The organism is Streptomyces griseus subsp. griseus (assembly GCF_000720255.1).
Lineage (GTDB): Bacteria > Actinomycetota > Actinomycetes > Streptomycetales > Streptomycetaceae > Streptomyces > Streptomyces griseus_I.
Map to the genome: position 1 here is coordinate 165,265 of NZ_JOJE01000005.1, position 26,327 is coordinate 191,591.

Genomic DNA, 26,327 nt, shown 5'->3' on the forward strand with positions numbered 1-26,327 from the left:
CCGGTGTTGGCACCTGCCATGAGCCTCGACGCGCGCACGATCACCAACCCGCCCACGCTGCACGACCCGACCCCCTTCGGCTACAGCCACGCCGTGTCGGCGCCCGGCGAACTCGTCTTCATCGCGGGTCAGTACGCGTCCGACGCCACCGGCGCCCCCGTCCCCGGTGACTTCGCGGCACAGGTGGAGCTGGCCTTCGAGCGGCTGCGGGCGGCGCTCGGCGCAGTGGGTCTGGGCTTCGAACACGTCGTCCGGCTGGGCTCGTTCGTGGTCGACCACGACTCCGCCAAGCTGGAGGTTCTGGGCAAGGCTCTCCACGCCCGCTTCGGTGACCGTCTGCCCGCCCAGACCCTGAGCGGTGTCGCCTCGCTCGCCCTCCCGGGCATGCTGTTCGAGGTCGACGCCGTCGCCGTACGGCCGCAGGACACCGTCGAAAGGGGTTAGGCGCTCCGGCGCACCCCCGGGGAGACCGCGACCCTGGCGACCGCCCAGAACAGGGCCAGGGTCGCCAGGGCCAGTACGGCGACGCAGGAGGCGCCGCCGATGACCTTCTCGTAGTTGCGCTGGTAGAGGCCGTCGACGATGTAGCGGCCGAGGCCCCCGAGGGAGACGTACGCGGCGATGGTGGCCGTGGAGACGATCTGGATGGCCGCCGAGCGCAGGCCGCTGAGGATCAGCGGGAGGGCGACCGGGAGTTCGACCCGGAAGAGGATGCCCGCCTCGCTCATGCCCATGCCGCGGGCGGCGTCCACCGGGGAGGGGTCGACGGAGCGCATCGCCTCGTACGTCGTGACCAGGATCGGCGGGACGGCGAGAACGACCAGCGGGATCATCACGTTCACCAGGCCGAAGCCCAGCAGCAGCGTCATCAGCACCAGCAGACCGAAGGTGGGCAGGGCCCGTCCGGCGGTGGCGATGAGGGAGAGGGCGTTGCCGCCGCGCCCGTAGTGACCGGTGAGCAGGCCGACGGGCAGCCCGATCGCGGCGGCCAGGGCGAGCGCCAGCAGGGTGTACCCGACGTGCTCCCCCACGCGCGTGGGGATGCCGTCGTAACCGGTCCAGTGGGCGTGGTCGCTGAAGAAGGCGTTGACGAAGTTGAGTATCACCGGGCTGCGTCCTCCAGGGCGGGCGCGGCCGGTTCGGGCCGGGCCCCGGTCTTGCGGCGGCGTGTGCCGCTCGGCATCCAGGGGGTCAGCAGGACCCGTACGAGGACCAGCGCGGCGTCGGCGAGGATCGCCAGGACGGCCATGGTGATCACGGCGTTCCACGCGAGTTCGGGCCGGTTGTAGATGGTCGCGTCGTTGAGCAGGTTACCGAGGGCGCCCTGGTTGCCGATCAGGGTGCCCACGCTGACGAGGGAGATGCTCGACACCGTCGCCACCCGCAGACCGGCGACGATGGCGGGCACCGCGATCGGCAACTGGACCTGGACGTAACGGCGTACGGGCCCGAAGCCCATGGCGGTGGCAGCGGCCAGGGTCTCCTGGGGCACCGAGCGGACGCCGTCGACGATCGCCGGGACGAGCACGACGAGGGTGTAGACGGTGAGCGGGATCATCACCGTGAGCTCGGTCTGGCCGGTGTAGTCGATGAGGACCACGAAGAAGGCCAGGGACGGGATGGCGTACAGCACGGTCGTCACCCACAGCACCGGCGGGTACAGCCAGCGGAAGCGCACGCACAGCTGAGCCAGCGGCAGCGCGACCACCAGGCCGGCCAGGACCGGCAGCAGGGCCTCCCGCAGGTGCAGCCCGACGAGGCCGAGCCAGCTGTGCTGGAGGTCGCTGGGGATGTCGAAGAAGCCGCTCATCGGGCGGCCTTGGCGTCCGTACGGCCCTCCGCGTGCGCCCCGCGGATCGCCTCGGCGATGGTCTGCTGCGAGACGACCCCGGTGGCCCGGCCGTCCCCGTCCACGGCGACAGCCCACCCGGTGGGTGACAGCACGGCACAGTCGAGCGCGGCCCGCAGCGTGCCCGAACCGGCCGTGAAGGGCCGCCCGTACGGCAGCAGCCGCTCGGGCGCGATCTCCCCGGCGGTCAGTTCGTCCGGCTCGCCCCAGCCGAGGGGCCTGCCCTCCAGGTCGGTGACGAGGAGGTAGGGGACGTCCTCGGTGGCGCGCGCGGCGATCTGCTCGGCGGTGGAGTCGACGGCGACGATCGGGGAGGTGAGCAACTCCAGTCCGGAGGACGGGAAGAAGGAGAGCCGGCGGATGCCGCGGTCGGCGCCGAGGAAGTCCTCGACGAACGCGTCGGCGGGGTCGGACAGCAGCTCGGCGGGCGGCGCGAACTGGGCGAGCTTGCCGCCGGTACGCATCACGGCGACCATGGTGCCGAGCTTGACGGCCTCGTCGATGTCATGCGTGACGAAGACGATGGTCTTGCCCAACTCGTCCTGGATCCGCAGGAGTTCGTCCTGGAGTCCCTTGCGGACGATGGGGTCGACGGCCGAGAACGGCTCGTCCATCAGCAGCACCGGCGGATCGGCGGCGAGCGCCCGCGCGACACCGACGCGCTGCTGCTGGCCACCGGAGAGCTGGTACGGGTACCGCTTGGCGAGGGAGGCGTCGAGCCCGACCCGGCCCATGAGTTCACGGGCCCGCTCCCGCGCTTTCTCCTTGCCCCAGCCGAGCATGCGGGGCACGGTGGCGATGTTGTCGACGATCGTGCGGTGCTGGAAGAGACCGGCGTTCTGGATGACGTAACCCATGGACCGGCGCAGGGTGTTGACCGGCTGCTGCGTGATGTCCTTGCCGTCGATGAGGATGGTGCCCTCACTGGGCTCGACCATCCGGTTGATCATGCGCAGGGTCGTCGTCTTCCCGCAGCCCGAGGGGCCCACGAGAACGGTGATCGAGCGGTCCGGTATCTCCAGGGAGAGCCGGTCGACCGCCACCGTGCCGTCCGGATACCGCTTGGTGACTGAATCTATCCGTATCAAAGCGCCGAACACCCTTCGGGTCTGGCAGAGCCGCTGCCCGCGCCCCTGGCCGTGATCGGGCGGGCCGTTGCGGGTGAGTCTAGACCGCCCGTGTTGCGGCGCTGTGGCCGAGTCTCGGCGTCCGGGCAGGCCAGGCTGTGGGCGTCCACATGGGCGGCGCCACCGAGGTCTCGTCGACGACGATCACGTACCTGACACCGGGAACCCACGGCTCCGCAGTACCCGGCGCCCGGCGTCCACGGCGTACACCTCGCACCCCTCCCGCGCGGCCGCCCAGTCGATGCCCTCCGGGCCCATCGCGAAGGCGGCGGTGGCCACGGAGTCCGCCTCGGTCAGGGTCGGGGCGACGACGGTGACGCCGAGGAGGCCGGTGGCGGGGCGGCCGGTGCGGCCGTCGATGATGTGATCGCCGCGCTCGTAGCACGCGGAGGTGGCGACCGCGCCGTCGGTGAGGGCGAGGACGGTGCACAGCTTGTCGGCGTGTTCGGGGTGCCGTACGCCGACCCGCCACGGGCCGCCGGAGACGACGACGTCACCTCCGGCGTTCAGGCAGAACCGCCGCGCGCCGGCCGCCGTGAGCAGCTCCGCCGCCCGCTGCACGGACCAGCCCTTGACCACCGCACAGGGGTCGAGGCCGCGTCCGGGCAGCCGTACGTCGAAGGCGCCGCCGGTGGCGATCCGGTACTCCTCGCACAGGTGGAGCACCTCGGTGAGGTCGGCGCTCAGCCCGTCCGGGGACAGCTCGCCCCGGTCCAACCGGGACACCTCGCTGCCCGCCTTGAAGGGGCTGAACCGCTCGTCGACCTCGCGCAGCCACGCGAAGACGGCGTCCCCGGCCTCCGCGGGGACGTCTTCGTCGTCGACCCGCAGCGACACGGGGAACCCCATGACGTGCTCGACGCGCCGCACCTCAGGCGCCCTTGGCGTCGATCGCGGCCTGGAGCGATTCCTTGTAGCCGTCGCTGGTGATCGTCGCCCCGGAGACGGTGTCGATGTCCGCGCTCTGCGCCTCCAACGTCTCCGCGATCAGCTTCGGCACCGCGGCCGTGGTCTGCGGATGGTTGGGCTGTTTCAGCATGCGCACGGACGTGATCTTGTCGCCCGCGTAGGTCACCTCGACCTGTACGTCACCCTTCTCGGTGGGGACGAGCGTGCCCGTGACCACCTTGGAGGAGGATCCGGGGGACGAGGACACGGACGGCGTGGAGGCGGGGGCGGTGGCCTCCGTGGCGGTCGAGCCGGTGGACGGCTCGTAGCGCCAGACGGGGATGAGGCCGGCGACGGAGAGGACCAGGACGGGCAGGGCTCGCTTCACGATGTCGTCCTCCTCATCCCGCCAGGCTGAAGCGCTCGAAGTGGGTCTGCTGCTTGGGCACGTTCAGCTCGCGCAGGCTGCCCAGCACCGCGTTCATCATCGGCGGCGGTCCGCACAGGAACACGTCCCGGTCGGCGATGTCCGGCACCAGCCGGACCAGCTCGCCCGCGGCCAGCCGGTCGGGGACGGGCGGGCCGGTCACCAGGTGCAGCTCCGCGCCCTTGGCGTGGGCGAGCTCGCGCAGCTCGTCGTAGAGGACGGCGTCCCGGTCGGTGGCGACCCGATAGATGACCACGGCGTGGCCGTGCAGCTCCTCGAGGAGGGCCCGGATGGGCGTGACGCCCACACCGCCCGCGATGAGCACGGCCTCGGGCCGGGTGCGGTGCATCGCGGTGAAGGCGCCGTAGGGGCCCTCGGCGAAGACCCGGGTGCCGGGCTTGAGGTGCCGCAGGGCGGCGGAGCCGTCGCCTGCGGCCTTGGCGGTGAGCCGCAGGGTGCGGCCGTCGGGGGCGGCCGACAGGGAGAACGGGTTCGCATGCCACCAGCGGTCCTTCGTCAGGAACCGCCACAGGAAGAACTGGCCGGCGCTGGCGGGCAGCCGGTCCAGGTCGCGGCCGGTGATGTAGACGGAGACCACGTGGTCGGTCTCGGGGACGACCGCCGAGACGCGCAGCTGGTGGCGCCAGTTGCGCCACAGCGGCAGGACGAGCCGGCCCACGGCCACCGCGCCGAGGGCGCAGCCCCACAGCCCGTACCAGTACGCAGTGGCGGCGGACGACGAGGTGAACGTCGTACCGACGGCGACCTGGTGGGTGAAGGCCAGCACCACGGCGACGTAGGTGTAGAGGTGGACGAAGTGCCAGGTCTCGTAGGCCAGCCGGCGCCGTGCCCAGCGGGCCGAGACCGCGCCGATCACCAGGATCAGTGCGAAGGCGACGAGGGCGCGCAGTACGCCCTCGATGGTCTCGGCCAGGTCGATGAGCTGGCTGACCGGGTCCATCGACGACAGCTGCGCGTAACCGAAGGTGATGAAGACCACGTGCCCGACCAGAGTCCACAGCAGGCCGAAGCCGACCCAGCGGTGCCAGGAGGTCAGCCGGTCCATGCCGATGCGGCGGTCCAGCCAGGGCAGCCGGGCCACCAGCAGCAGCTGGAACGCCATGAGCAGAGCGGCGTACAGGCCGGTGAAGCGGCCGAGCACCATCAGAGCGCCCGAGTCGAAGCCGGCCTGGACGAAGAAGAAGGCCACGACGGCCGCGTTGGCGGCGAGCAGGGCGTAGAGGCCGGTGCGGGCCACGACTTTGGGACGTATCGCCGTGGGTGCTGCGGGTGGCGATTGGACGGTCGTCACGGACGAAACTCCTTGATCGGGTCCTCAGGACTCCGAGCTTCGCCGCTGGAAGCTGTCGTTTTCCTGTCGTACAACTTTCAAGTGCTTATCGAAGCACATGGGTGAGGTGCCCGGGGGTGGCGGGAGCGGGTGCGTGGCGCAGTATGAGCGGGTGGAAAAAGTACGACTCCTGGTCGTGGACGACGATCCGCCCATCGCCGACCTGGTCGCGACCGTCGCCCGCTACGAGGGCTGGGACGCGGTCACGGCGAACACGGGTGAGGAGGCGCTGCGCAGCGCCGCCGAGTTCCACCCGGACATCGTGGTGCTCGACCTGATGCTGCCCGACATCGACGGCTTCGGCGTCCTGGACCGGCTGCGCCGCTCCGGGACGATGGTTCCGGTGGTGTTCCTGACCGCGCGCGACGGGGTCGCCGACCGGGTGGCGGGGCTGACCCGGGGTGGCGACGACTACCTGGTCAAGCCGTTCGCCGTGGAGGAGCTGATGGCCCGGCTGCGGACCGTGCTGCGGCGCAGCGCCGGGCCGGGCTTCCAGCGCTCGGTGCTGCGGGTGGCGGACCTGACGATGGACGAGGACACCCGCGAGGTGCGCCGCGGCGAGCAGCCGCTGACGCTGACGCCGACCGAGTACGAGGTGCTGCGCTACCTGATGCGCAAGTCCCCGACCGTGCTGACCAAGGCGCAGATCCTGGACCACGTGTGGGAGTACGGCTTCGGGGGCCGCTCCAACGTGGTGGAGCTGGTCGTCAGCCGGCTGCGCCGCAAGCTGGACGCCACCGGCTCGCCGCTCATCCACACGGTGCGCGGGTTCGGTTACGTGGTCCGGCAGGCGGCGGCCGAGTGATCCGGCGGCTGCGGCGGTCGTACGGCAGGCTGCGGCTCGGCACCCGGCTGGCGCTGGGCCTCGGGGTGCTGTCGCTCTTGGTGTTCGCGGTCGTGGGCACCGCGCTGACGACCTATATGCGCGACTATCTGTCGGCCCAGCTCGACACGACGTTGGCGCAGGGCCAGATCGCCCAGTCCAAGAGCATCGCGGACTACGGCACGCTGACAGGGAAGAAGTACTACAGCTGGTTCTACGCCGTGTACGACGTGTCGGACGGCAAGGCCGAGCTCCGCAAGCCCGACGACCCCGCCGACCTGCCGGAGGACGTCGACGACTTCACCTCCGTGGCCCGGGCGCAGACCGCCGCTGACACGGAGGTCCTGCGCACCGAGCACATCCAGGGCAAGGGCACGTACCGGCTGCGCGCGTGTGAGGTGAAGCCCGGCGTGGTGCTGGTCAGCGCGGCGCCCATGGACGACATCGACGACACCGTGGGCCGGCTGATCACGATCCAGGCCGTCACCTTCGGGCTCGCCCTGCTGGCCCTCGTGGTGTTCGGGCGGGCCATGCTGCGGCGCGGCCTCAAGCCCCTGAGCGACATGGCGCACACCGCGCACGGCATCACGTCGCACGACCTCACCGAGTCGGCGGCACGGCTGCCGCTGCGCGCGGACGGCCCGGGCGGCGGCCCGGAGGTGGAGGAGCTGCGCACCGCGTTCAACACCATGCTGGAGCACATCGACGCCTCCCTCGCGGTCCGCGCGGAGGCCGAGCAGCGGCTGCGCCGCTTCGTCGCCGACGCCTCCCACGAGCTGCGCACCCCGCTGATGTCGGTTCGGGGGTACGCGGACCTCTTCCAGTACGCGGCCGCCAACGCCCCCGAGGAACGCGACAAGCACCTGGCCCGGCTGCGTGCCGAGGCCGCGCGCATGGGGGTGCTCCTCGACGACCTCCTGCTGCTGGCCCGCCTGGACGCCGCCGAGGTGGAGACACCACTGCGCATGGAGGACACCGACCTCGTGGAGCTGGCGCAGCAGGCGGCCGATGCCTTCCGCGCGAGCCGCCCCGACCGCCCCCTGAAGGTCAACACCGGCCCCGGCCCGCTCCTGCTGCGCGTCGACCCACAGCGCGTCCGCCAGGTCCTGGACAACCTCCTCACCAACGCGGCCGTCCACACCCCGGCCGGCACCCCGGTGCTCGTGGAGATCGCCGTCGCGGACGACGCTGCCGTCGTCCGCGTCACCGACGCCGGCCCCGGCGTCCCGCCCGCCGACCGCGAGCGCGTCTTCGACCGCTTCTACCGCGTCGACAAGGCCCGCAGCCGCGACCGCGGCGGCAGCGGCCTCGGCCTCTCCGTCGCGCGTTCCCTCGTCCACGCACACGGCGGCACGCTGGAACTGGGCGGGGGGCCGGGGGCGACGGTGTTCACGATGCGGATCCCGCTTACGCGGGGGAGTTGAGGGCGGGGTGGGCTGACTCGGAGGGTGGCGGCGGGTCCCGCTCACGCTCGGGGGGTGAGAACGGACCCCGATCTCACGCGCGGGGCGTGAGGACGAATCCCGCTCACATGCGGGGTGGGGAGGACGGATCCCGCTCACATGCGGGGTGGGGGGACGGATCTCGCTCATATGCGGGGTGAGGGAGGACGGATCTCGCTCACATGCGGGGTGAGGAGGACGGATCCCGCTCACATGCGGGGTGGGGGGACGGATCTCGCTCATATGCGGGGTGAGGGAGGACGGATCTCGCTTACGCGCTGGGGTGACGACGGACCCCTCCCGCGCGGAGGACGAGATCGTCGCCACGGCCATCTTGAGCCGCGTGAGTCGGGGCGGCACGACGCGGTCGGGCTCGTAGACGAGAAGCGGCTGCGGGCGGGCGGGTGCGGCCGGTCGTCGGGGTCAGCCGCGGGGCAGGAGGAGGCGGGAGAGCGCGGCGGTGGCGAGGAGGAGGGCGGCGACGGTGAGGAGGCCGATACGCATGCCCGGCAGGGAGAAGCCCCCGCCCGGGCCGGAGAGCAAGCTGCCGAAGAGGGCGACAGCGAGCGCACCGCCGGTTTGACGGAGGGAGTTGAGCAGTCCGGACGCGGTCCCCGCGCGTTCCTGCGGGGCGGCGTCCATCAGCAGTGCGGTCAGGGCGGGCACGGCGAGCGCCCCGCCGACGCTCAGCGGCAGCAGCAGGACGAGTACCAGCCACACCGGGGTGTGCGCGGCCAGCGGCAGCATGGCCAGCATCGCTCCCGTGAAGATCAGCTGGCCGGCGACGATCACCGACCGCCGCCCGATCCGCTCCGCCAGCCGCGGCGACACCAGGTTGGTCGCCGTCACCACCGCCGACATCGGGACGAACATGAGCCCGGCCGCGACGGCCGACATCCCACGCAGCTGCTGGTAGTACAGCCCGAGCAGGAAGATCCCGCCGTAGAAGGCGGCGTTGACGGCGAAGCCGACCGCGAGCGGGACGGCCACCCGGCGGTCCGCCAGCATGCCCGGCGGGACCATGGGTTGGCGGTGCCGGGCCTCCACCACGCGGAAGGCGTACCCGGCGGCGAGGGCCAGCGCGGCGGCGGTCAGCACGGGGCCGCTGGTCCAGCCCAGATGGCCGCCCTCGATCACCGCGAAGGCCAGACCGGCGAGGGCCACCACGGCGGTGAGCTGGCCGCCGCCGTCCAGCGCGGCGGGCCGGCGCGGGGAACGCTGCACGCGGGCCAGCAGGCCCAGGGTCACCGCGCCCACGGGGAGGTTGAGCAGGAAGACCGCCCGCCAGCCGGCCGAGTCGGTGAGCAGTCCGCCCAGCACCGGGCCCGCGGCCATCGCCACCGAGCCGCCGACCGTCCACAGCGCGATGGCGCGGGCACGCGCCCGGGCGTCCTCGTACGCCTGCCGGATCAGCGCCAGCGAGGCCGGCATCACGATCGCCGCGGCGGCGCCCTGCGCCACGCGCGAGCCGACCAGCACGCCGATGCCGGGTGCGAGCGCGCAGCCGAGGGAGGCGAGGGTGAACAGGGCGATACCCCACGCGTAGGCACGGCGGGCCCCGGCGCGGTCGGCGAGGGCGCCCGCGGAGAGCATCAGGGCCGCGAACATCAGGGTGTAGGCGTCCACTACCCACTGCAGCCCGGCCATCCCACCGCTCAGGGAGTCCCGGATCGCAGGCAGCGCGATGTTCACGGCCGAGACGTCGATGGTGATCACTGTGAAGCCGAGCAGCGAAGCGACCAGGGCGACACCGCTCCGGTGCGGTGCGGCGGGGGCCTCCGCGGACGGCGCGGTTGGTCGGGCCCGGTCCGGCTGTCGTGGCCACGGGCCGGGCGTCGACGGCTGCGAGGCCTGCCCGGGGACGGAAACCGTGGTTGGGGAGGGGGACGGGGACGGAGCAGGGGTGGCCGGCATGGGGGACTCCTCGGCAACTGCGGGTGACGGCTCATCAGAGAGGACCGGGCGGGCGGGCGGTCGCAGCCCGCCGGAGGCCGCGGTCCGGTGTCTCGCACCCCCTGGGCCCCGGCGGCCCGGCCGCCCGCTCCGGCATCAACTCTCCGCCAACTCGTGGCCGCCCGGCAGACCACGCTGTACCCGGGGTGCGGCGTTCCAGGCAATGACACGGCCCCCCACGCTCCTTGACCGCCTGCGACAATGGCCGAATGTCAGCAGCAGCGGATACGAGAGGCACGGAGCTCGGCCGGTACCTGAAGGCCCGCAGGGCGCAGGTGCGCCCTGAGGATGTCGGCCTCCCGGCCGGCGCGGGCCTGCGCCGCACCCCCGGACTGCGCCGGGAGGAGCTGGCCGCGCTGGCCGGAGTGAGTGTCGACTACTACATCCGCCTGGAGCGAGGCCGGGAGACCAACCCCTCCCCCGCCGTGGTGGAAGCCCTAGGCCGTGCCCTACGGCTGCGTGGCGACGGTTACGAACGCCTGCACGAGCTCGCGGAACTGGCCTCCGGCCGGTCCTCCGAGCTGCCGGCCAGCTCCGACCACACCGTCCGCGAGTCTGTACTGCGGATGCTCGAGTCCGTGCGCCCGCTGCCCGCCTACGTGGTGAGTCGCTACAACCGCGTACTGGCCGCGAACCTGCCCGGCCGACGGCTGATGCCCGGGCTCTGGGACTGGCCGGAGGACCGGCGCAACCTGACCCGCTACGTCTTCCTCCACCCGGTCGGCCGGGCGCTCTACGAGCCGTGGGAGGACACCGTCGCCCTCTCGGTGGCGCATCTGCGGGCAGTCGCCGGGGCCGACCCGGACGATCCCGAACTGACCGCGCTCGTCGGTGAACTGCTCCTGAAATCACCGGAGTTCGCGCGACTCTGGGAGCGGTACGACGTCTGCGAACGCGGCGGCGGACAGAAGTCCTTCCGGCATCCGAAGGCCGGCCCGATGACCCTGACCTACGAGGTCATGCGACTGGCCCGGACGGGGGGCCAGCGCATGGTGGTCTACCAGGCATCCCCTGGCACCCCGGATGAGACGGCCATGCTCAGCCTGGAGTCTGCGGACAACCGACCGGAGTCGACGCCCTCGGAGCAGCCGGAGCAGCCGGAGCAGGCCGCCGGGCCATGCCCGGCCAGTACGCCCTCCCCAGCCCACGCCTCCGCCGGTTGAGCCCGTGCCGTTCCTGGGGCGGGCGCCCGGCGGCTCAGGACAGGAAGCGGCCGTAGGGGCCGTTCCGTATCCCGTTCTTCTGCTGCTGACTGAAGTGGCAGTTCGGGTAGTCGTAGAACGAGGCGGACATCGGTGTGCCGTCGGTACGCGTGGAATCGGGCAGACCGAAGGCATGGCCCAACTCGTGCACCATGCCGCCGTACCACCGGTTCATCGCGCCGTTGATCCCGGCGGCGCCGTCGGCGTCATGGCCGCTGAGGATCACCCAGCCGCCACCTCCACCGCCGCCGGAGACACCCGCCTTCTCCGCGCTGACTTCGCCGACGCACAGCCAGCGCGGGTCCGGGGATCCGAGACCGAACCTGGCCATCAGTTCCTGCTGCATGTTGAAGACCACCCACCAGTACGCTTCACCGCCGTTCGGCGTGTTCTCGTACCAGGACCGCGGGTGGTTGCCCTGGACCACCTCCACCGCCGGGTTGTTCAGCTGGAACGTCACACCGAGTTCCTGCCGGTAGAAGCGCTGTGACTCCCGCATCACCCCGGTGATGCCGTTGGGGTACCGCGAGTCGTTCGCCACATCCGAGGGCTTGAGCCAGAACACTCGAACTGTCCCGGTCGGCGGGTCGGCGGCCGTCCGCTCTGCCGATCCCGTCGCCGCTTGGGCGGTGCCGCCGAGCGCCCCCGTACCGAGCGCCGCGATCCCCCCTGCCGCCGCGGCCAACGCCGCGCGCCGCGTGAACGTACATCTCTCCACCGGGCATCCTCTCCATCGAGGCGCGAACATGACAAAGCATGCTGTCGAACAGTGTGCGATATGCCGACCGTCCGGCACAGGTGACATCGAGCCGTAGTCGTGGGCGTCCAGAGAAGGCGGAGACAGGCGGCGGTCATCTCGGGAAACGCCCGGGCTCCGAGCGGTAGGTCCCGATCGGCAACGCGACGGCCGGCGCCTCCACCGACGACTACGCCCGCACCGCACCTGGCGCGACCGCGTCACCGCCCACCGCGCCGTCGCCCACCGCATCCACGCGCATCCCCGGACCGCGGACACGATCCGTACGCGCCGGAGGCGGAGCGAACGCGATGGACCAGAACACCCAACACCGTTCGGGGCGTTCGGCTGAGCACGAATCCTGACGACAGGACTTACTCCCGCTCAGTCATGAGGAACGGTTCGGAGATCGTCCCCGGCTCGGTTCGCCGGCCGGGACGGGGCCTTGCCGCAGAACTCCGCCTCGATGACGTTCACGTAGAGCGATCCGTCCCGCAACCAGTCACCGTTGGCGTTGAAAGTCAACTGGTGCTTCCCGTCCAGCGTGCCGACCATAGCCGACAAGGAGCCGTTCGTACGGCCGCTCTTGCCCACCACCTTCACTCCGCAGGACAGCTGCGCGAACTCGACACCGAGCCCGTACCCGGTCCCGTCCCCCACCGGGATCTCCTCGAGCATCTCCTTCATCTGCCGCGCGGGCAACAACCGCCCACCCAACAGGGAACGTTGAAAGCGGTTGAGGTCGCCGCTGGTCGAGATGACGTCGCCGGCCGCGCCCAGCCAGGTCATGTTGTGTTCGGTGGCGTCATGGATCTCGGCGTCGGGGTCCTCCTGGTGGAGCCGGGAGTAGCCGACGGGGTGCGGTTTCGGCAAGCCTGGTGCCGTGCCGGGAAACGATGTCCCGGTCAGCTTCAGCGGTTTCACGATGCGGCGCGTGACCTCCTGCCCGTACGAATGGCCCGTCGCCTTCTCGATCACCATCCCGGCGATCACGAAGTTGGTGTTCGAGTAGAGCGGCGCTTTCTCCGGAGCGGGCCGGGGTGGGTACTTCAGCGCTGTCCCCACGAGTTCTTCGGGCGTATGGGTGTCGTACCGGTGCTCCGGGAACCCGGGACCGGCGGCATTGTGCAGGAATGCGGGGTCATCGGTGTAGTTGGCGATGCCGCTGGTGTGGTTGAGGAGCTGACGGAGAGTCACTCTGTTCCCGTCGTAGCCGTTGCCCTGCACCAAGCCGGGCAGCCACGCCTCGACCGTGTCGTCCAGGCTCAGTCTCCCTTCCGCCTCCAGCTGGAGCAGGACGGTCGCGACGAACGTCTTGGTGATGCTGGCCCCGCGGAAGTGATCGCCGGGGGAACGCTTGCGGCCCGTGCTGGTGTCCGCGTAACCGGATGTCGCGAACCAACTTCCCCTATGGTCCTGGACCTTGGCTGCCACGCCGGGAAGTCCGCCCTTCTCGACGAGATCACGTAATGCGGTCCGGGTCGCCCCGTGGCCGCCGTGCTCCGACGCCGCGTGTGCGGAGGGGGCGAGTGCCACCGTTCCCGCGGCTGATGCCAACGCCAGCGCGAGTGAGACGGTGCGTGCAGCCCGCTGCTTCATGATGGTGTGCCTCCTGGTCGTCAAAGGGCACCGCGTGCCCCTTCGATGCGGTTGACGCCGAACGCGGGCTGCCGGGTTGATCGGTGGGACGGCCCGCCCTGACGGAGCGACCGGAGCAACGGCCTGATGTGAGGCAGTCGCGTGCTCGCCCGGACAGATGCCGGAACAGGCGTTGCGGGCGCCGGGGCCCCTGCTGGACGCGCGGTCCGCCCGCGTATGGCGTACGGCACCAGGCCTGGGAGGCTGTCCGGCGGCCGTCCGCACCGGGTCCGCCGCGCGGCGCAGGTCCGGGAGCGCGGGCGGCGGCGAGATGCGGACGGGTACGGGCAGCGGCCCGACCCGTGGGAGAGCGGAGCGGTGCGGAATAGCTGCCCGGTGCCCCGACCGGGCCACTGAAGGTGATCAGCGGGGGCGGGTACCGGCGAGCCATGTTCTCCAGACATGCCGGGTGTTCGGCACCTCGGGATTGTCCAGGAGCCAGAGAACGTAGCCCGCGTGGATCTGTGCCCAGGGGTTTCCCGAGCGATGAGCCTTGTGGAGCCTGCCGCGCAGCTCGGCTCCGTCCACCGCCCGGGCCACACGCACGTACTCACGGTCCTTGCACCGATAGACCCGCTGGACAGCGAGGTCGACCAGATCGACGAGTTTCGCTCTCACCTCGTCCTCGTGGTCAGCAGTGGCCAGCTCTCTGATCAGAGACTGCTTCGTACCCCACGCCTTCGCGTGCTGTGTCCACTCCTGTGGGTACCGGGCCTCCCATTCCAGGAACAGCAGGGCGAGAGGCAGCCCCGCCCACGTGCTGATCTCCCCGGAGGCATGCCTGCTCCACAAGGCTTCGGGCAGACAGTGGCTCGCGGCCTCGTCGTATGCCTTGTGGGCAGCTCTCCGGTCCCGTGCCTTGAACCGCAACCGGGGCGTCGGGAGCCACGCCTTGTTGATCCGGAGAAGAGCAGCCTCAACCTCTCGTCGGGCACTGGCCAGTCGGGCGAGGGCAGCGGCACGTTCGTCGGGGTCCGCCGCTATCAGTCCGTAAGCCCACGCCAAACGCTCCGTCCACCCGTGGCCGTCGTCGACGCCCGAGCCCGCCATCCCTGTCACACCACAGATCATCGCCCGAACGGCCCGCAGGCGCGATCCTTATACGCATGGGCAGCACCGGTGCACTGATCGCGGCTGCGGCCGCGAGTCGCGCTGGGCTGCGGCGTGCCACTCGCCGCGCTCGCGTCGTCGCCGGTAGTGGGCGTTGGCTCGGGTGGATGCCGTCGGGTGATGGCCGGATTCTTGCCGGAGGATCTGGTGATGGGCGAGGAGCCGGCGTATGCCTTCAGGCCGCGGGCGTCGGCGCAGCGGGTGCGGCCGTCCGAGCGAACGTCCCCAGCGAGGCGAAAACGCTGGATGGTGTGGCCCGATCAGGGCCGTTCGGGGTGTAATGGGGTCCAACTCCCGCTCCATGTTCAGGTGGGTGGTACATCCCGCTCTGGCCGACCCCGACGGGGAGGGGCACGCGACTCCATGATTCATCCGGCTTCTCAAGCGAACCCGTGACCTCATGGAGGGCAGGCCATGACCGGCGACGACGCGGGCAGGATCATCACGTTCTACTCGTACAAAGGCGGTGCGGGACGGACGATGGCACTGGCCAACACGGCCTGGATCCTGGCCTCCTCGGGCAAGAGTGTCCTGGTGGTCGACTGGGACCTGGACGCTCCGGGTCTGGACCGCTTCCTGCACCCCTTCCTGAGCGAGAGCCGGCTGCGCTCCACACCCGGTGTGCTCGAATTGATCAGCCGGTCCACCCAGTCCATGATCCAGGCGCTGAACAGGGTCGAGCAGACGCGCCAGATCGAACTGGGTTCCGCACCGTCGGCCGCGGCCGACGCCTGGACGAGCGACGGAATCGCTCTCAACAGCTGCCTCATCCAGGTCGACTGGGAATTCCCCGCAGGCGGCCAGCTCTACTACCTCCCGGCCGGCACAAAGAACAAGGGCTACCTCCCGGCGTTCTCCCAATTCGACTGGAAGCCCTTCATGGACGGGCCGCTGGCGACCAGGTTCCTGGAAGGGCTCAAGCGCGAGCTCGTCGAAAACTTCGACTACGTCCTCATCGACAGCCGCACCGGACTCAACGACATCTCCGACATCTGCACCGTCATTCTGCCGCACACCTTGGTCACTTGCTTCACCCCGAGCAGCCAGAGCATCGAGGGCGCGGCAGGCGTGGCCGAGCGCATCGACGGAATGTACGGCAACCGGGACATCCGGATCCTGCCGGTTCCCATGCGGGTCGAGAACGCCGAAGCCGATCGGCTGGACGTCGCCCGTGGGCAGATCCAGTACCGCTTCGACCGGATCGTGCGCAAGCACATCACCGACCGGGCCCCTGAGGACTACTGGGGCAATGTGGAGATCCCCTACCGGCCCATCTACTCCTACGAGGAGACGCTCGCCCCGTTCCGCGAGCGGACAGGGGACCCCAAGAGCCTGCTCGCCGCCTACGAGAGACTCACCGAGGTCATCACGGACGGCCAGGTCGACTCGATGCCCCGCATCGACGAGACGCTGCGCCGCAAGACCCTCGACCGGTACACCCGCCACCGCCCGCCGCCCATCTCCGATGTATACGTCAGCTTCGTTCCCCAGGACCGGAGTTGGGCCAACTGGGCGGGTGCGGTCCTGGCGCAGGCCGGTTTCAAGGTCCACCTGGCGGCCGAGGGCACGGCCGAGGGCGCTCAGCGGCGGGACGAGATCGAGCGCGGCGTCGAGTCGGCCTCGCACACCTTGGTCATCATCTCCGAGACCTATGTCAGGTCGTCCCGCTTCCGCACCACCTGGGAGGCGGTCTACGCGGAGGGCGACCGGCGCTCGCACCAGCTGGTCTCGATACAGGTCGACCGGAAGCTGTCACTGGACGCGCCCTTCACGGAACGACTGGCCGACATGACCCGCTGCGACACCGGAGAGGAGGCCCGTGAGGCCCTGCTGGCCGGCTTCGGCCGTACCCCCGAGTCGCTGACCCGCAGTCAGTTCACCGGAGGCGAGCAGAAGCTGCCCCGCTACCCCGGTGCCGAACCTCAGGTCTACGCGGCCCCGTTGCGCACCTCGTCCTTCACCGGACGCACGGAGCTGCTGGAGGGCATCCGGGAGAAACTGTGGAAGGAGGACAACCGCGCCCTCGTGCTCAAGGGCATGGGCGGGGTCGGGAAGACCCTGCTGGCCCAGGAGTTCGCGTACCGCTACAAGAGCGACTACGACGTCGTCTGGCACATCCAGGCCGAGCAGAAGATCCTGGCCGTCGAGCAGTACGCGGCCCTGGCCGAGGAGCTCGGCCTGCCGATGCGCCCGAATCCGACCGACATGGCCAAGGCGGCGTACGAAGCGCTCAACCAGGATGAGCGGTACGCCAGTTGGCTGCTGATCTTGGACAATGTGACGGAGGCCGACTCCCTCCCCGAGTTCATGATGAACGGCCGGGGCCACATCCTGATCACCAGCCAGCGCGCCGAGGGCTGGGGACGGTTCGTGGACACCCTCGACGTCCCCGTGTTCGAGAGGGACGAGAGCATCGCCCACCTGCACAGCCGACTGCCCGATTGCGGCTGGACGGAGGCCGACCAGATCGCGGAGGCCCTGGGCGACCTGCCGATCGCGATCGAACGCGCCGCGGCCTACATCGAGCAGACCAGAGTCGACGTCCGCAGCTACATCGAACAGCTCCAGCCCCAGGCCACCGGAGCCCTGGACGACCACACGGTCGGCGAAGTCGTCAAGTCGAGCACCAACACCTGGGAGTTCGCCCTCGGACAGCTGCGGGAGAAGTTTCCGCCGGCGGTGAAGCTCCTGCAGATCTGCTCGTACTACAGCTCCGATCCGATCTCCATGGACCTGCTGGAAGGCTTCGAGGTCTCCAGGGCACTCGGCGGTGTCCACACGGTCTCCCGCGCCTACAAGGAGCTGAGCAAGTTCTCCCTGGTCACGGTGGACCGCAAGGTCCGGCGCGTGATGATGCACCGGATGGTGCAGATCGCCATGCGCGAGGAGATGACCGACGCGGAGCGCGAGGCCGCACAGGAAGTGGTCCATCGCTCGCTGATCGCCGCCAGACCGAGCGGGGACGACCCCGAGAACCCCGACACCTGGGAGAAGTACCGCATCATCTGGCCGCACCTCGGCACACCGTGGACCGAGACCGCGCCCGACGAAGGCGTCAGGGAACTCTTCGTGGACCGGGTTCGCCAGCTGCGCCGCCGGGGAGAGCTGAGCCAGGCCTTGGACTACAGCTTCCGGCGGGTGGCCGCCTGGTCCGCGGAGGGCGCGCCGGAAGGACGCTGGACGCTGCACATGCGCTTCCAGATCGCCAACATCCTGCGCGCCCAGGGCAGGTACGAGGAGTCGCTCGCCCTCGACCAGGAGGTCCTGGAGCGACAGCTCGCCGTACTCGACGATGTGGACGACCAGCACGTCCTCATGACCACCAGTAGCATCGCGGCCGACCTGCGGGGCCTTGGCCGGCTGACGGAGGCTCTGCGGTACGACGAGGAGACGTACCGGAGGTACGAGCTCATCTACGGTGAGGATCACGCGCGCACCCTCAGCGCGGCCAACAACCTCGCCGTCGCCCTGCGACTCTCCGGCGACTACTACAAGGCCCGCGCGCTGGACCGCAAGACGCTGGAACTGCGTGAGGCGATCCAGCTCCACGATCACCCGCTGACCATCGAGTCCGCGGTGAACCTGGGCCGCGATCTGCGGGACTGCGGTGACTACGAGGAATCTGTCACCCTGCTGAAGCGCGCCTACGAGCGCTGTCTGCGCAACCCCCGCCTCACCCAGGGCTCGCCGACTGTGCTCAACACGGCCAAGGCCCTGGCCGGTTCGCTGCGAAAGGCGGGTCGGCCGGTGGAGGCCGAGGAGCTCGTGCGCCATGTGCTGAGGAGCACAGCCGAGGGAGAACGGGGATCGTGCTCGGAGGGATTGCTGCTGGAGATGAGTTTGGCCGGCGACATGGCAGCCCAGGGCCGCGCCGACGAGGCGCTGAGCCTGATCCGCAGGGTTCTGGGCGATCTGAGAGACAGCCTGGGAGAGAGGCACCCCCACGCTGTGGCCTGCTCGGTCAACTACGCGGTCCTTCAGCTCGGCGACATGGGATCCATCCGTCCGGTAGCGGCCGGCGAGGCGTGGGAGGCGCTGCGCCGAGCCCGGGCGATGTTCCGTGAACTCCATGGCGAGCACCATCCTCATGTGCTCATCTGCCGTGCGAACCTGGCCGTCGCGGAGGCAGCGCTCGCCAAGTGGGAGGAAGCCCGGAAGAGCAGTCATGACGCCTACGAACTGCTCAAGGAGGTTCTCGGGCCGACTCACCCGTCGACGCTGACCTGTGCCGGAAACCTCGCTGTCCTCCTGCGTCATCTGGGCCGGACCGAAGAGGCCCGCACCAAGCACCACGACACCCTGGCCTCGCTGAGCAAGCGCATCGGCGGGGAGCACCCCCGCGTGCTGGCCCTGCAGAAGTGGAAACTCAGCTGTCTCGACCTTGAGCCGCACCCGATCTGAGAGCCACGAGCCGGGACTCCAGACTTCACCATGACCGTCCTGAGATCACGGTTGGAGTCCCTGTCGACTCGGAGCGGATGAGGACGCGCCGGACTCGGAGTGCGCGGCTGGGAATGCGGCACCGTCTCCGTGGGCATACACAGTCTGCTCAGCGGAAGCAGGGTCGAAATGGGGGTCGATGGCCAGCCTCGTCGGTCGACGACGTGAAGCGCTGCTCCTCTCCTCGGGCCCTGTCCTCGGGGCCGCCGTAGGCGCGCTGACCAACCTGGTCACCTCCACCTGGAATTGGTGGCTCTTCGGCGCGCTTCTGGTGCTGATCTCCCTCGCCTCCGCCGGCGCCGCTCTGGTGCCCGGCAACGGTTCCGGCGGCGCCGGCTCCACCTACCAGAACCCTCCGTGCACCCTCCCCCCGAGCGCCGCGGTGTTCGCCGGGCGTGACCGGGAACTGCGCAGACTCCTCGACGTTCGCCCGCCCAGAAGCGGCTCCCGTCCCCTTGTCTGCATCATCACGGGCCGGTCGGGGAGCGGCAAGACGGAGTTGGCTGTCCAGGCCGCGCACCTGCTCGCGGCGCGGTACCCGGCGGGGCAGCTTTTCGTCGGCTACCGCAGCCACGCCGATTCGGCCGGCCGGCTCGACCCGCTGGACGCCCTCGCCGCGCTCCTGGTCACGGTCGGGGCCGCCCAGACCGCCGCGAGCCTGGGGCCGGCCGGCATGAGCGGGCAATGGCAGTCCGTAGTGGGACACAAGCCGTTCCTGCTCGTGCTCGACGACGTCGACCACACCTCCCAGGTGCTGGAGGTCCTTCCCCGATCCCCCCACTCCCTCGTCCTGCTCACCAGTCGGCACATGATTCCCGGAATCGATGCGGATGTGCACATCGCGATCGACACGCTGCCCGAGGAAGCCGCACGCTCCGTCCTCCGCACCATCCTGCGGCGGGGATCTCACACCGTCGACGACACGATGATCGATGGACTGGTCGCGACGTACCGGCTGCCGCTCACGGTGAGGCACATCGCGGACCGGATCGTCGCCGAGCATGTGCCGTCAGGCCCCCATACCGGCCCGGGTGGCCGCCACCTTCACGGTGTCGGGCTCGAACCGATGCTGGCGACGATCCAGGCCCTCGAGCCGGCGCACCGTCTGGTCTTCCGACGGGCCGCGCTCCACCCAGGGCCCCATGTGACGGCCGAGATCGCGGCGGCCCTGGCGAGCCTGAGCATCAGGGATGCCGAACGCTCCCTCACCGTGCTCCACCGTCAGGGCCTGCTCGTGAGACCCGACCCGCATGGTTTCGGATTCCACGATCTGATGCAATCGCTGGCTCAGCCGGAGGACACGGTGCAGAACGACGAGGCGTCCGCCCAGGCCCGAGGGAGGCTGTTCGAACTGATGGCGTGCCTGCTGAAGCGGGCGAACACCTGCATCTCCGCGCCCATGGAGCTGCCTGTGCCGGACAGCGTCCATGCGGGGCCTGTTGTCCCGATGACGGAGCAACAGGCCCTGGAGTGGCTGGACCACCACTTCGACGACCTGCGGTCGGTGGCGCGACTGGCCATCGAGTGCGCCTGGCCCAAGAGCTGGTGGCTGACCGCCGGGCTCGCCTACTTCATGCGGATCCGGAGAAACCTGGTCCAGGCCGAGGAGCTGAACAAGGCGGCGTTGCAGATCGCCCTCGTGTCGGGAGACCTGTCCGGTCAGGCCAACTGCCGCGCCCAGCTGGGAACCCTGCATCGGGTGTCGGGCCGGTACAGCTCGGCCGAGGAATACAGTCGTACGGCGATGAGCATCTTCGCCGATCTACGGACGGGTGAGCCACGCAACCAGGCGTATTGTGCGAGCGAACTGGGCGTAATTCTCTACCACTTGGCGAAATACGTGCCCGCTCGCGTCCTCACGCAGCAGGCAGTCGATCTTTACCGCGACACGTCCGACCAGCGTGGAGAGGCCAACGGACTCGGTAACCTCGGGCTGATCAGCAGAGCGACCGGCGACTACCAAGGAGCCCGCGAGGCCCTCACGGAGGCATATGCGATCTTCGCCGCCATGGAGAACCATCGCAACAGGGCATGGATCCTCATCGAACTCGGCACCATCGACCGGCTCACCGGAGACCAGCACCGCGCCTTGGCGCAGTTCTCCGAGGCTCTGGACATCTACTCCGACGCCGCGGACCGCAACGGCTGCGCCTGGGCCCGCCGCGAGATGGGGATCGTACAGAGGAGCCTCGGGCACTACGCCGAAGCCGGCTCTCTGCTCGAAGCGGCTTTGCGCGAGTTCGAAGACCTGGGCAGCCCGAGGAACGTGGCGGACGCCCGGGTCGAACTCGGCTCCCTGCACCGGGCGATGGGCGACCTCGCCGCTGCACGCCCGCACGCTCAGGCCGCGCACGACATGTACGCCGGTATGGGCAACCGCCGGGGTGAAGCATGGGCGGAGCTGGAACTGGGGGCGCTCGATGCCGCGGAGGGCCAGTTGATCTCGGCGGCCGGCAGATTCGGGCGGGCACAGAGGGTCTACGAGGACATAGGTGACCGTTCCGGTGACGCGCGGGTCCAGCTGGAGCTGGGCAGACTCGAACTCAGCCGGGGAGACCTCGCAAAAGCACGGAACCACCTCAATGCGGCTCTGACGCTCTACACCCAGCTCAATGCCCCGCAGAGCGCGGACGTCCGTGACCTCCTCGCCGGGATGTGAGAGAGGTACCCGTGGGAGCCACCACCACCGCACCGGAGAGCCGCATGATGCCTGGCCCTACCGGGCTGGGAGCAGGGCTGCGAACCAGCGGTTCCACGTCGTCACCGCCCTCCCACCGGGCGTGTGCCGGGGCGGACGACAGTCGTTCGGCGGGTGTCGGCAGGCCCCGGTCGGGCCTCGGCAGGCTCCCCGCTTCTCACCGACGCACTGGGCGTGTTCGTGTCATGGTCAGGGACGCGCCCTCCCGGTGGCCGGGCCGCGGCCCCTCGGGCGTGACAGACGGTTGAGGTTCATCCACTCGACGGCGGCGTCGACCGCCCAGCGCAGCGGCAGCAGACGACTCTCGGCGTCTCCGATCCGGCCGCGTGCGACCCGGCCGTCGTCGCCCGACCGGGTCTCCAGCCAACCGCCCAAGCGACCGAAATCCTCGTCGTGCAGGTCCACGTCGATGAAGCTCGCCCATCCGGGAGTGCCGTCGTCGAGCATGACCTTGCAGTCATATCGGCGGGTGGAACCGGGCGGACGGTACTCCGCAAGATGGAACGCGGTACAGACGTCGAATCCGACGCCCAGCAGCAGGATGTGAGCACCCAGCTCGTACAGGCGGCCCAGCGGGGATCGTTCTCCCAGTAGGCAGTCGCGTGCGTGCTGCGCGGTGATCCACTGCGCGCGGGAGCCGAGTGCGGCGAAGGAGGTCTGCGGATGGCCGCTGCGTCGGGCCCCCGGTGTACAACGCACCTCCTCGGCAAGCCTTCCCATGCCTTGGGTGGGTGTGGACAGCGTCCTGAAGGGCTCCATGGTGTCGTGATATGCGCGCAATTGACGGTCCGTCATTCCGCGCGTCCGAGTCACGTAAGCCGGGGACGTCAGAGAGTTGCCCGCGGTGAAGGAGGGAACGACGAGAGTGCCGTCCGGGCCGAGCGCGGCGCGCAGGGCGCGCACCACCGTTGGGGCACCGCCGGGTACCGCGCCCACGGCGGCCAGCGAGGCATGGACCAGCAGCGTGCCGGCCTCCGGACAACCCAGGCTCCGGAGATCAACGGCGAGTGAGGCCTCCGTCGGCATCCGTCATCAACTCCTCAGCCGGGCGACCGTACGGCGTCCGGGATCCGTCAGACTGTCCCAGTCTCGTGTTCCGGGGTTCCCTGGTCAGCGCTTCGCATCGTGGGTGCGGCCACCCGCGTAGCCGACGAGGCAGTCAGCTCCCCGTCACCCGGGGGTAGGTCATCGAGGAGTCGAGCCGGCACCGCACGTCCCGGTGACCAGCCCCCGATGCCCGAAGACCGTGGCATCATCGACCATCTCCCCTTCCCACTCCGACCCCTTCGAAACTGCGGTTGGTCCATGACCGTTGAATGGCAAGGTTCCGCACCATCCATTGCCGATCGTGAGGACGTGGTATGAGTAGGGTTTCTGTGGAGCCCACATTGGACTCTCTGCGTATCGACGACAGGTCGATCAGACTCGACTGCTCGAGCGAGTGGTTGCAGAGGCACCATCATCAACTGTCGTTGTGCAGCGTCCATGTAGCGACAGAGGACGAGGCGTCGCTTGGGGGATTCGCGGAGCATGCGATCGTGCCGGATGCGCCTGTACCGCTGACCACCGGGCAGTTCGAGCGCATCACGCCGTTCCTGGCATCCCCGCAAACGCCCGCGGGCCTGTGTGTCGGTTTCGGGAAATTCGAGCGCTCCGACAACCGACTGGCGGCCGCCGCCGCGGAGGCCGCCCGACCGAACTTCGTACCCCATTATGGTTCCCGCTACGAGCTCGGCCCGCATTCGGGACGGCTCGTGGACGTACTCACGGCGCAGGGCGGCACGCGGACCACCACGGCAATGGATCCGCGCATCACACAATATTCCGAGCCTGATGTGGCCCGCTGGGTCGGCATGCACTACGACAACGCCTGGACCAGTCAGGGCGAAGGCGAACGCTATCCTCGCGGCGTTCGCGTCGCGTGTGCGGATCGGCGCGTCATTCACAACCTTGGACCGGGCACCCGGTCACTGATCTTCGCGCTCAATATGTCCGCCCTGCATGTGTCGGACCTGGTCAGTCCCGGGGACGACCGCCACATCCCGACTACGCAGCAGCTCCGTGAATTCCTCACTGCTCACCCGGCGGAGGTCACCAAAATCGTTTGTGTCGTCTGGACCATCGAGGTGGGAGACCTGGTCGTCCTGCCTGCCGGACTCGCACTGCACGACGGATCGATGGAGGGGCGTCGGTCTCCGTCCAGCGCCCTGGTCTTCGCCGGAAAATTTCCGCGGGGTGCGTTCTCCCGGACTTGATCAGGCGTCTGAGCGACTCCACGTTTGGCTCATGGAATTGAACTTGTGGAAGACGAGGCCACCTTCATGGCCGGGCGGCGTACTGCTCCGGGGCATCGGACTCAGAAGCCATTCGAAATGCTCTGCGTTGGCGAGCAGAACCTCGTCGAGGTTTTTGTCCGAGGTGTGTTCGCTGTTCAGGGTTGACACGACAGCGCTCCTTCGATCTTCGCTTGATGGAGGTTTCGGCAGAAATTCGTCTCGGTACCATCGAGCCGTCCAAGCTCGAAGTACTTGTTCGCCGGCCAGCTTCCACCACAGCCGACCGCATAGCGGCAGATCCGGCGGCAGGCGTCCACACCGGCGAGCGCCTCACGGACCCACGGAACCGAACCCGCCCTGCTCAGCAGATCCTCAAGGGGGTGCCGCAGCACGTTGCCCACGGTGAACGCCCCGTGTTGGGGGTGTGCGAAGCCCGCCAGATCCGGGGACATGACTGTCACCTCCCCGTCGTACGACACGGTGGGAATGGGCTCCACGGGTATGTCCAGAAGGTCATCTACGGTGATCCCCGAGCGCACCGCGTCGTAGCAGTTCGCCACCGACTCGAGGTCTCGCAGCCGCACCACGGGATGTGCACGCCAGAGCGTGAAGAGTTCGGCGAAGAAGCTTACCCATTGGCTTTTTCTTGTTGACGAGCATTCACCGTGAGTGCCCTTCGTTTCCTGGGGCAGAATCCCCAGTACTTCTGCTCCGATATCGCATGCGTGAGCATAGACCAACTGGGCGACCTCAGGTGCAGGATCTTGCACGACGGAAAGCATGTGGAAGGGAATGCCCTGACGCCGCAGCACCGCGATCCCTGCTGTGATCCTCAGCCAGGCAGGGGCACCGCCGCGTGTGACCCTGCCCGAATTCATATGCTCTGGCCCGTCGATACTCACGGACACCCGAACATGATGTCGGTGGAATAGGTCGCACCAGGCTTCATCGATCAAAGTCGCATTTGTCTGGATGTGGTGGACGGTACCTGGAGGCCAGTCAGCAAGAAGGTTTTCGAACTTATGGACCCCGACCGCGAGCGGTTCTCCCGCATGCCAGAGGACCTCGACCTGATGTCCGGAATCCCTCCAGCGGGCCACGGCTTCCGCTGCCGCACGATTGACAGCTGCCGGCATGCCGAGGCGCTTTCCCCGGTCTGGCAGATAACAGTATCCGCAGTTGAGATTGCACAAGGTTGTCGGCTGCATCACCAGGACCGATGGCCGCAGCCCCAGAGCCGTTCCGCTGACACCGCCGGACACGGCGTGCATGCAGACCCTCCTGAGGTCGTCGCACAGGGGCCTTGACATGGAACGGTGGCGCGACCGCCCCTGTCAATAGCACCTGCCAGATGATGCTGATCCACATTCATCCACGGCTCACACATTGACTTTCCCGGTACCGCCGCCGATGTTGTCCAGGCGCGAGGTGATGCACCAGGTGATGCGGGCGACGGCCTGATGGTGGGAGTCGTGCCGGTTGGAGCATGCCGGGCGCCAGGTTCCGGCCGAAGGGCATGCGCTCGAACCCCCAGTCGATGCCGGTCGTCGCCCGCGTCGCTACGTCCCCCCGTCGAAGAAGCCGGACTGCAGGTTTCCGATGATGGTGTCGAGTGGACGCCCACTGACGATGAACGGTCCGCTCCAGGGCGCGCTGAGTGCGAAGAGCAGTGCCAGGCTCAGTCCGACGACACTGGCAACACCCACGATCAGCAGTGACGTTCGCAGGCTGCTGCGGAAGACCAGTGCGCCGGAGTTCGCGATCAGGGCCAGTCCGCTGACGACGAGCGTGACGACGTAGAGCGCGGGAACGTCACGGGAGGCTGCCGCGACACGGGCGCGGCGACTGCTGGTGACAGCGTCCATGGACACCACCAGCTCCGTGCCTGTCGGGGTTCCCACCTCCGGTCGGGCCGCCTCGGCACGCACACTCCGCTCCAGTCGTGCGATCGCGCGAGCGGTCGCGGCATCGTCACCGGACGCAGCTGCCGCACCCTCCCACTCCCTGGCACGCGTGTTCTGCAAGTACTCACGCAGTGCCGTGTGGATCGGCTTCGTATGGACGCGCGGACTGGTCGCCGCCCATGCCAGCCGGGAGGCCGCGGCCGCCTCGTCGCTGACCAGCCCCTCGGCTGCGCGCAGGTAGCCGGCCTCGCTGGCCAGTGTGAGTGCCGCGAAGATCGCGAAGGCGGCGCCGAGTGTCGGCATCAGGGGGGTGGCGATCTGAGGCACCCGATCCCGTTCCTCGACCGGTACGAGCGCCCGGACGCCGATCCGCGCGGCGGCCGCGACCAGCAGGGCAAGGGAGAGCCAGCCCACGACCAGCACCACCGCCGGCAGCGAGGTCAGCCAGCCCACCGCATCACCT

21 protein-coding genes and 1 pseudogene are annotated in these 26,327 nt (G+C 69.4%); 7 read left to right on the forward strand and 15 right to left on the reverse strand.

Features of this window, described 5'->3' with window-relative positions:
• The first annotated feature begins 18 nt into the window (after positions 1 to 18).
• Positions 19 to 444, forward strand: a complete 426-nt coding sequence (locus IG99_RS09065) for a RidA family protein (protein WP_037671714.1) — start codon at positions 19 to 21, stop codon at positions 442 to 444.
• Here IG99_RS09065 and IG99_RS09070 read toward each other — a convergent pair.
• From IG99_RS09070 to IG99_RS09095, 6 genes are all read right to left on the reverse strand, one after another.
• Positions 441 to 1,106: an ABC transporter permease gene (locus IG99_RS09070; protein ID WP_037671715.1), complete on the reverse strand. Its 666-nt coding sequence runs from the start codon at positions 1,104 to 1,106 to the stop codon at positions 441 to 443. The two genes, IG99_RS09065 and IG99_RS09070, sit on opposite strands and share 4 nt — an antisense overlap.
• On the reverse strand, positions 1,103 to 1,810 hold the full coding sequence (locus IG99_RS09075) for an ABC transporter permease (protein ID WP_037671716.1): 708 nt from the start codon (positions 1,808 to 1,810) through the stop codon (positions 1,103 to 1,105). Before IG99_RS09075 ends, IG99_RS09070 begins: the two co-directional genes overlap by 4 nt.
• Positions 1,807 to 2,937: an ABC transporter ATP-binding protein gene (locus IG99_RS09080; RefSeq protein ID WP_078947624.1), complete on the reverse strand. Its 1,131-nt coding sequence runs from the start codon at positions 2,935 to 2,937 to the stop codon at positions 1,807 to 1,809. Before IG99_RS09080 ends, IG99_RS09075 begins: the two co-directional genes overlap by 4 nt.
• 183 nt (positions 2,938 to 3,120) lie before the next feature.
• The gene (locus IG99_RS09085) at positions 3,121 to 3,846 is read right to left on the reverse strand and encodes an FAD:protein FMN transferase (protein ID WP_037671720.1); all 726 of its coding nucleotides are present in this window, start codon (positions 3,844 to 3,846) and stop codon (positions 3,121 to 3,123) included.
• Between the two features lies 1 nt (position 3,847).
• Positions 3,848 to 4,252: an FMN-binding protein gene (locus tag IG99_RS09090; protein ID WP_037671722.1), complete on the reverse strand. Its 405-nt coding sequence runs from the start codon at positions 4,250 to 4,252 to the stop codon at positions 3,848 to 3,850.
• A gap of 13 nt (positions 4,253 to 4,265) precedes the next feature.
• Positions 4,266 to 5,603 carry a ferredoxin reductase family protein gene (locus tag IG99_RS09095; RefSeq protein ID WP_051865054.1) on the reverse strand — a complete coding sequence of 446 codons (1,338 nt, stop codon included), beginning with the start codon at positions 5,601 to 5,603 and terminating at the stop codon, positions 4,266 to 4,268.
• Positions 5,604 to 5,700: 97 nt separating this feature from the next.
• Here IG99_RS09095 and IG99_RS09100 point away from each other — a divergent pair, with 97 nt between their 5' ends.
• Positions 5,701 to 6,447, forward strand: a complete 747-nt coding sequence (locus tag IG99_RS09100) for a response regulator transcription factor (protein WP_078947589.1) — start codon at positions 5,701 to 5,703, stop codon at positions 6,445 to 6,447.
• Positions 6,444 to 7,889 (forward strand): sensor histidine kinase, encoded by a 1,446-nt coding sequence (locus tag IG99_RS09105; protein ID WP_037671727.1) that lies wholly within the window; start codon positions 6,444 to 6,446, stop codon positions 7,887 to 7,889. Before IG99_RS09100 ends, IG99_RS09105 begins: the two co-directional genes overlap by 4 nt.
• A 441-nt stretch (positions 7,890 to 8,330) precedes the next feature.
• On the opposite strand, the gene IG99_RS09110 is transcribed toward IG99_RS09105, so the two are convergent.
• Positions 8,331 to 9,821: an MFS transporter gene (locus IG99_RS09110; protein WP_078947590.1), complete on the reverse strand. Its 1,491-nt coding sequence runs from the start codon at positions 9,819 to 9,821 to the stop codon at positions 8,331 to 8,333.
• 248 nt (positions 9,822 to 10,069) lie between these two features.
• On the opposite strand from IG99_RS09110, the gene IG99_RS09115 reads away from it, so the two are divergent.
• Positions 10,070 to 11,023 (forward strand): helix-turn-helix domain-containing protein, encoded by a 954-nt coding sequence (locus tag IG99_RS09115; RefSeq protein ID WP_037671731.1) that lies wholly within the window; start codon positions 10,070 to 10,072, stop codon positions 11,021 to 11,023.
• 34 nt (positions 11,024 to 11,057) lie between these two features.
• On the opposite strand, the gene IG99_RS09120 is transcribed toward IG99_RS09115, so the two are convergent.
• The 4 genes and pseudogenes from IG99_RS09120 to IG99_RS52350 form a co-directional block, all read right to left on the reverse strand.
• The gene (locus IG99_RS09120) at positions 11,058 to 11,780 is read right to left on the reverse strand and encodes a hypothetical protein (protein ID WP_234311780.1); all 723 of its coding nucleotides are present in this window, start codon (positions 11,778 to 11,780) and stop codon (positions 11,058 to 11,060) included.
• Between the two features lie 402 nt (positions 11,781 to 12,182).
• Positions 12,183 to 13,397 (reverse strand): serine hydrolase domain-containing protein, encoded by a 1,215-nt coding sequence (locus tag IG99_RS09125; RefSeq protein ID WP_037671733.1) that lies wholly within the window; start codon positions 13,395 to 13,397, stop codon positions 12,183 to 12,185.
• A gap of 402 nt (positions 13,398 to 13,799) precedes the next feature.
• Positions 13,800 to 14,486 carry a hypothetical protein gene (locus tag IG99_RS09130; RefSeq protein WP_324606129.1) on the reverse strand — a complete coding sequence of 229 codons (687 nt, stop codon included), beginning with the start codon at positions 14,484 to 14,486 and terminating at the stop codon, positions 13,800 to 13,802.
• Positions 14,487 to 14,582: 96 nt separating this feature from the next.
• Positions 14,583 to 14,758 (reverse strand): annotated as a pseudogene (locus IG99_RS52350) (transposase); the annotation flags it as partial.
• 202 nt (positions 14,759 to 14,960) lie between these two features.
• On the opposite strand from IG99_RS52350, the gene fxsT reads away from it, so the two are divergent.
• Both fxsT and IG99_RS09140 read left to right on the forward strand, forming a co-directional pair.
• Positions 14,961 to 18,947, forward strand: a complete 3,987-nt coding sequence (gene fxsT, locus IG99_RS09135) for an FxSxx-COOH system tetratricopeptide repeat protein (RefSeq protein ID WP_037671737.1) — start codon at positions 14,961 to 14,963, stop codon at positions 18,945 to 18,947.
• Between the two features lie 178 nt (positions 18,948 to 19,125).
• Entirely contained in the window at positions 19,126 to 21,645 is a 2,520-nt protein-coding gene (locus IG99_RS09140) for a tetratricopeptide repeat protein (RefSeq protein ID WP_037671739.1), read from the forward strand.
• Positions 21,646 to 21,873: 228 nt separating this feature from the next.
• Here the strand turns inward: IG99_RS09140 and IG99_RS09145 are convergent, their stop codons facing one another.
• Complete coding sequence (locus tag IG99_RS09145; protein ID WP_051865057.1) at positions 21,874 to 22,710, reverse strand: AAC(3) family N-acetyltransferase; 837 nt, start codon at positions 22,708 to 22,710, stop codon at positions 21,874 to 21,876.
• A 362-nt stretch (positions 22,711 to 23,072) separates the two neighbouring features.
• On the opposite strand from IG99_RS09145, the gene IG99_RS09150 reads away from it, so the two are divergent.
• Positions 23,073 to 23,939, forward strand: a complete 867-nt coding sequence (locus IG99_RS09150; protein ID WP_158973158.1) for a hypothetical protein — start codon at positions 23,073 to 23,075, stop codon at positions 23,937 to 23,939.
• Here IG99_RS09150 and IG99_RS48645 read toward each other — a convergent pair whose 3' ends face one another.
• From IG99_RS48645 to IG99_RS09160, 3 genes are all read right to left on the reverse strand, one after another.
• On the reverse strand, positions 23,940 to 24,128 hold the full coding sequence (locus IG99_RS48645; protein ID WP_158973161.1) for a hypothetical protein: 189 nt from the start codon (positions 24,126 to 24,128) through the stop codon (positions 23,940 to 23,942).
• Positions 24,116 to 25,231, reverse strand: a complete 1,116-nt coding sequence (locus IG99_RS09155) for a radical SAM protein (protein WP_037671745.1) — start codon at positions 25,229 to 25,231, stop codon at positions 24,116 to 24,118. The genes IG99_RS48645 and IG99_RS09155 overlap by 13 nt, the downstream gene beginning before the upstream one ends.
• Before the next feature lie 288 nt (positions 25,232 to 25,519).
• Complete coding sequence (locus tag IG99_RS09160; protein WP_037671746.1) at positions 25,520 to 26,317, reverse strand: bestrophin-like domain; 798 nt, start codon at positions 26,315 to 26,317, stop codon at positions 25,520 to 25,522.
• Positions 26,318 to 26,327: the final 10 nt, after the last annotated feature.

Excerpts from the sequence above, each read along its gene's own strand:
- IG99_RS09065 (WP_037671714.1), top strand. The coding sequence starts at position 19 with ATGAGCCTCGACGCGCGCACGATCACCAACCCGCCCACGCTGCACGAC.
- IG99_RS09075 (WP_037671716.1), bottom strand. The coding sequence starts at position 1,810 with ATGAGCGGCTTCTTCGACATCCCCAGCGACCTCCAGCACAGCTGGCTC.
- IG99_RS09100 (WP_078947589.1), top strand. The coding sequence starts at position 5,701 with ATGGGTGAGGTGCCCGGGGGTGGCGGGAGCGGGTGCGTGGCGCAGTAT.
- IG99_RS09110 (WP_078947590.1), bottom strand. The coding sequence starts at position 9,821 with ATGCCGGCCACCCCTGCTCCGTCCCCGTCCCCCTCCCCAACCACGGTT.
- IG99_RS09115 (WP_037671731.1), top strand. The coding sequence starts at position 10,070 with ATGTCAGCAGCAGCGGATACGAGAGGCACGGAGCTCGGCCGGTACCTG.
- IG99_RS09125 (WP_037671733.1), bottom strand. The coding sequence starts at position 13,397 with ATGAAGCAGCGGGCTGCACGCACCGTCTCACTCGCGCTGGCGTTGGCA.
- IG99_RS09130 (WP_324606129.1), bottom strand. The coding sequence starts at position 14,486 with ATGGCGGGCTCGGGCGTCGACGACGGCCACGGGTGGACGGAGCGTTTG.
- fxsT (WP_037671737.1), top strand. The coding sequence starts at position 14,961 with ATGACCGGCGACGACGCGGGCAGGATCATCACGTTCTACTCGTACAAA.
- IG99_RS09140 (WP_037671739.1), top strand. The coding sequence starts at position 19,126 with ATGGCCAGCCTCGTCGGTCGACGACGTGAAGCGCTGCTCCTCTCCTCG.
- IG99_RS09145 (WP_051865057.1), bottom strand. The coding sequence starts at position 22,710 with ATGCCGACGGAGGCCTCACTCGCCGTTGATCTCCGGAGCCTGGGTTGT.
- IG99_RS09155 (WP_037671745.1), bottom strand. The coding sequence starts at position 25,231 with ATGCACGCCGTGTCCGGCGGTGTCAGCGGAACGGCTCTGGGGCTGCGG.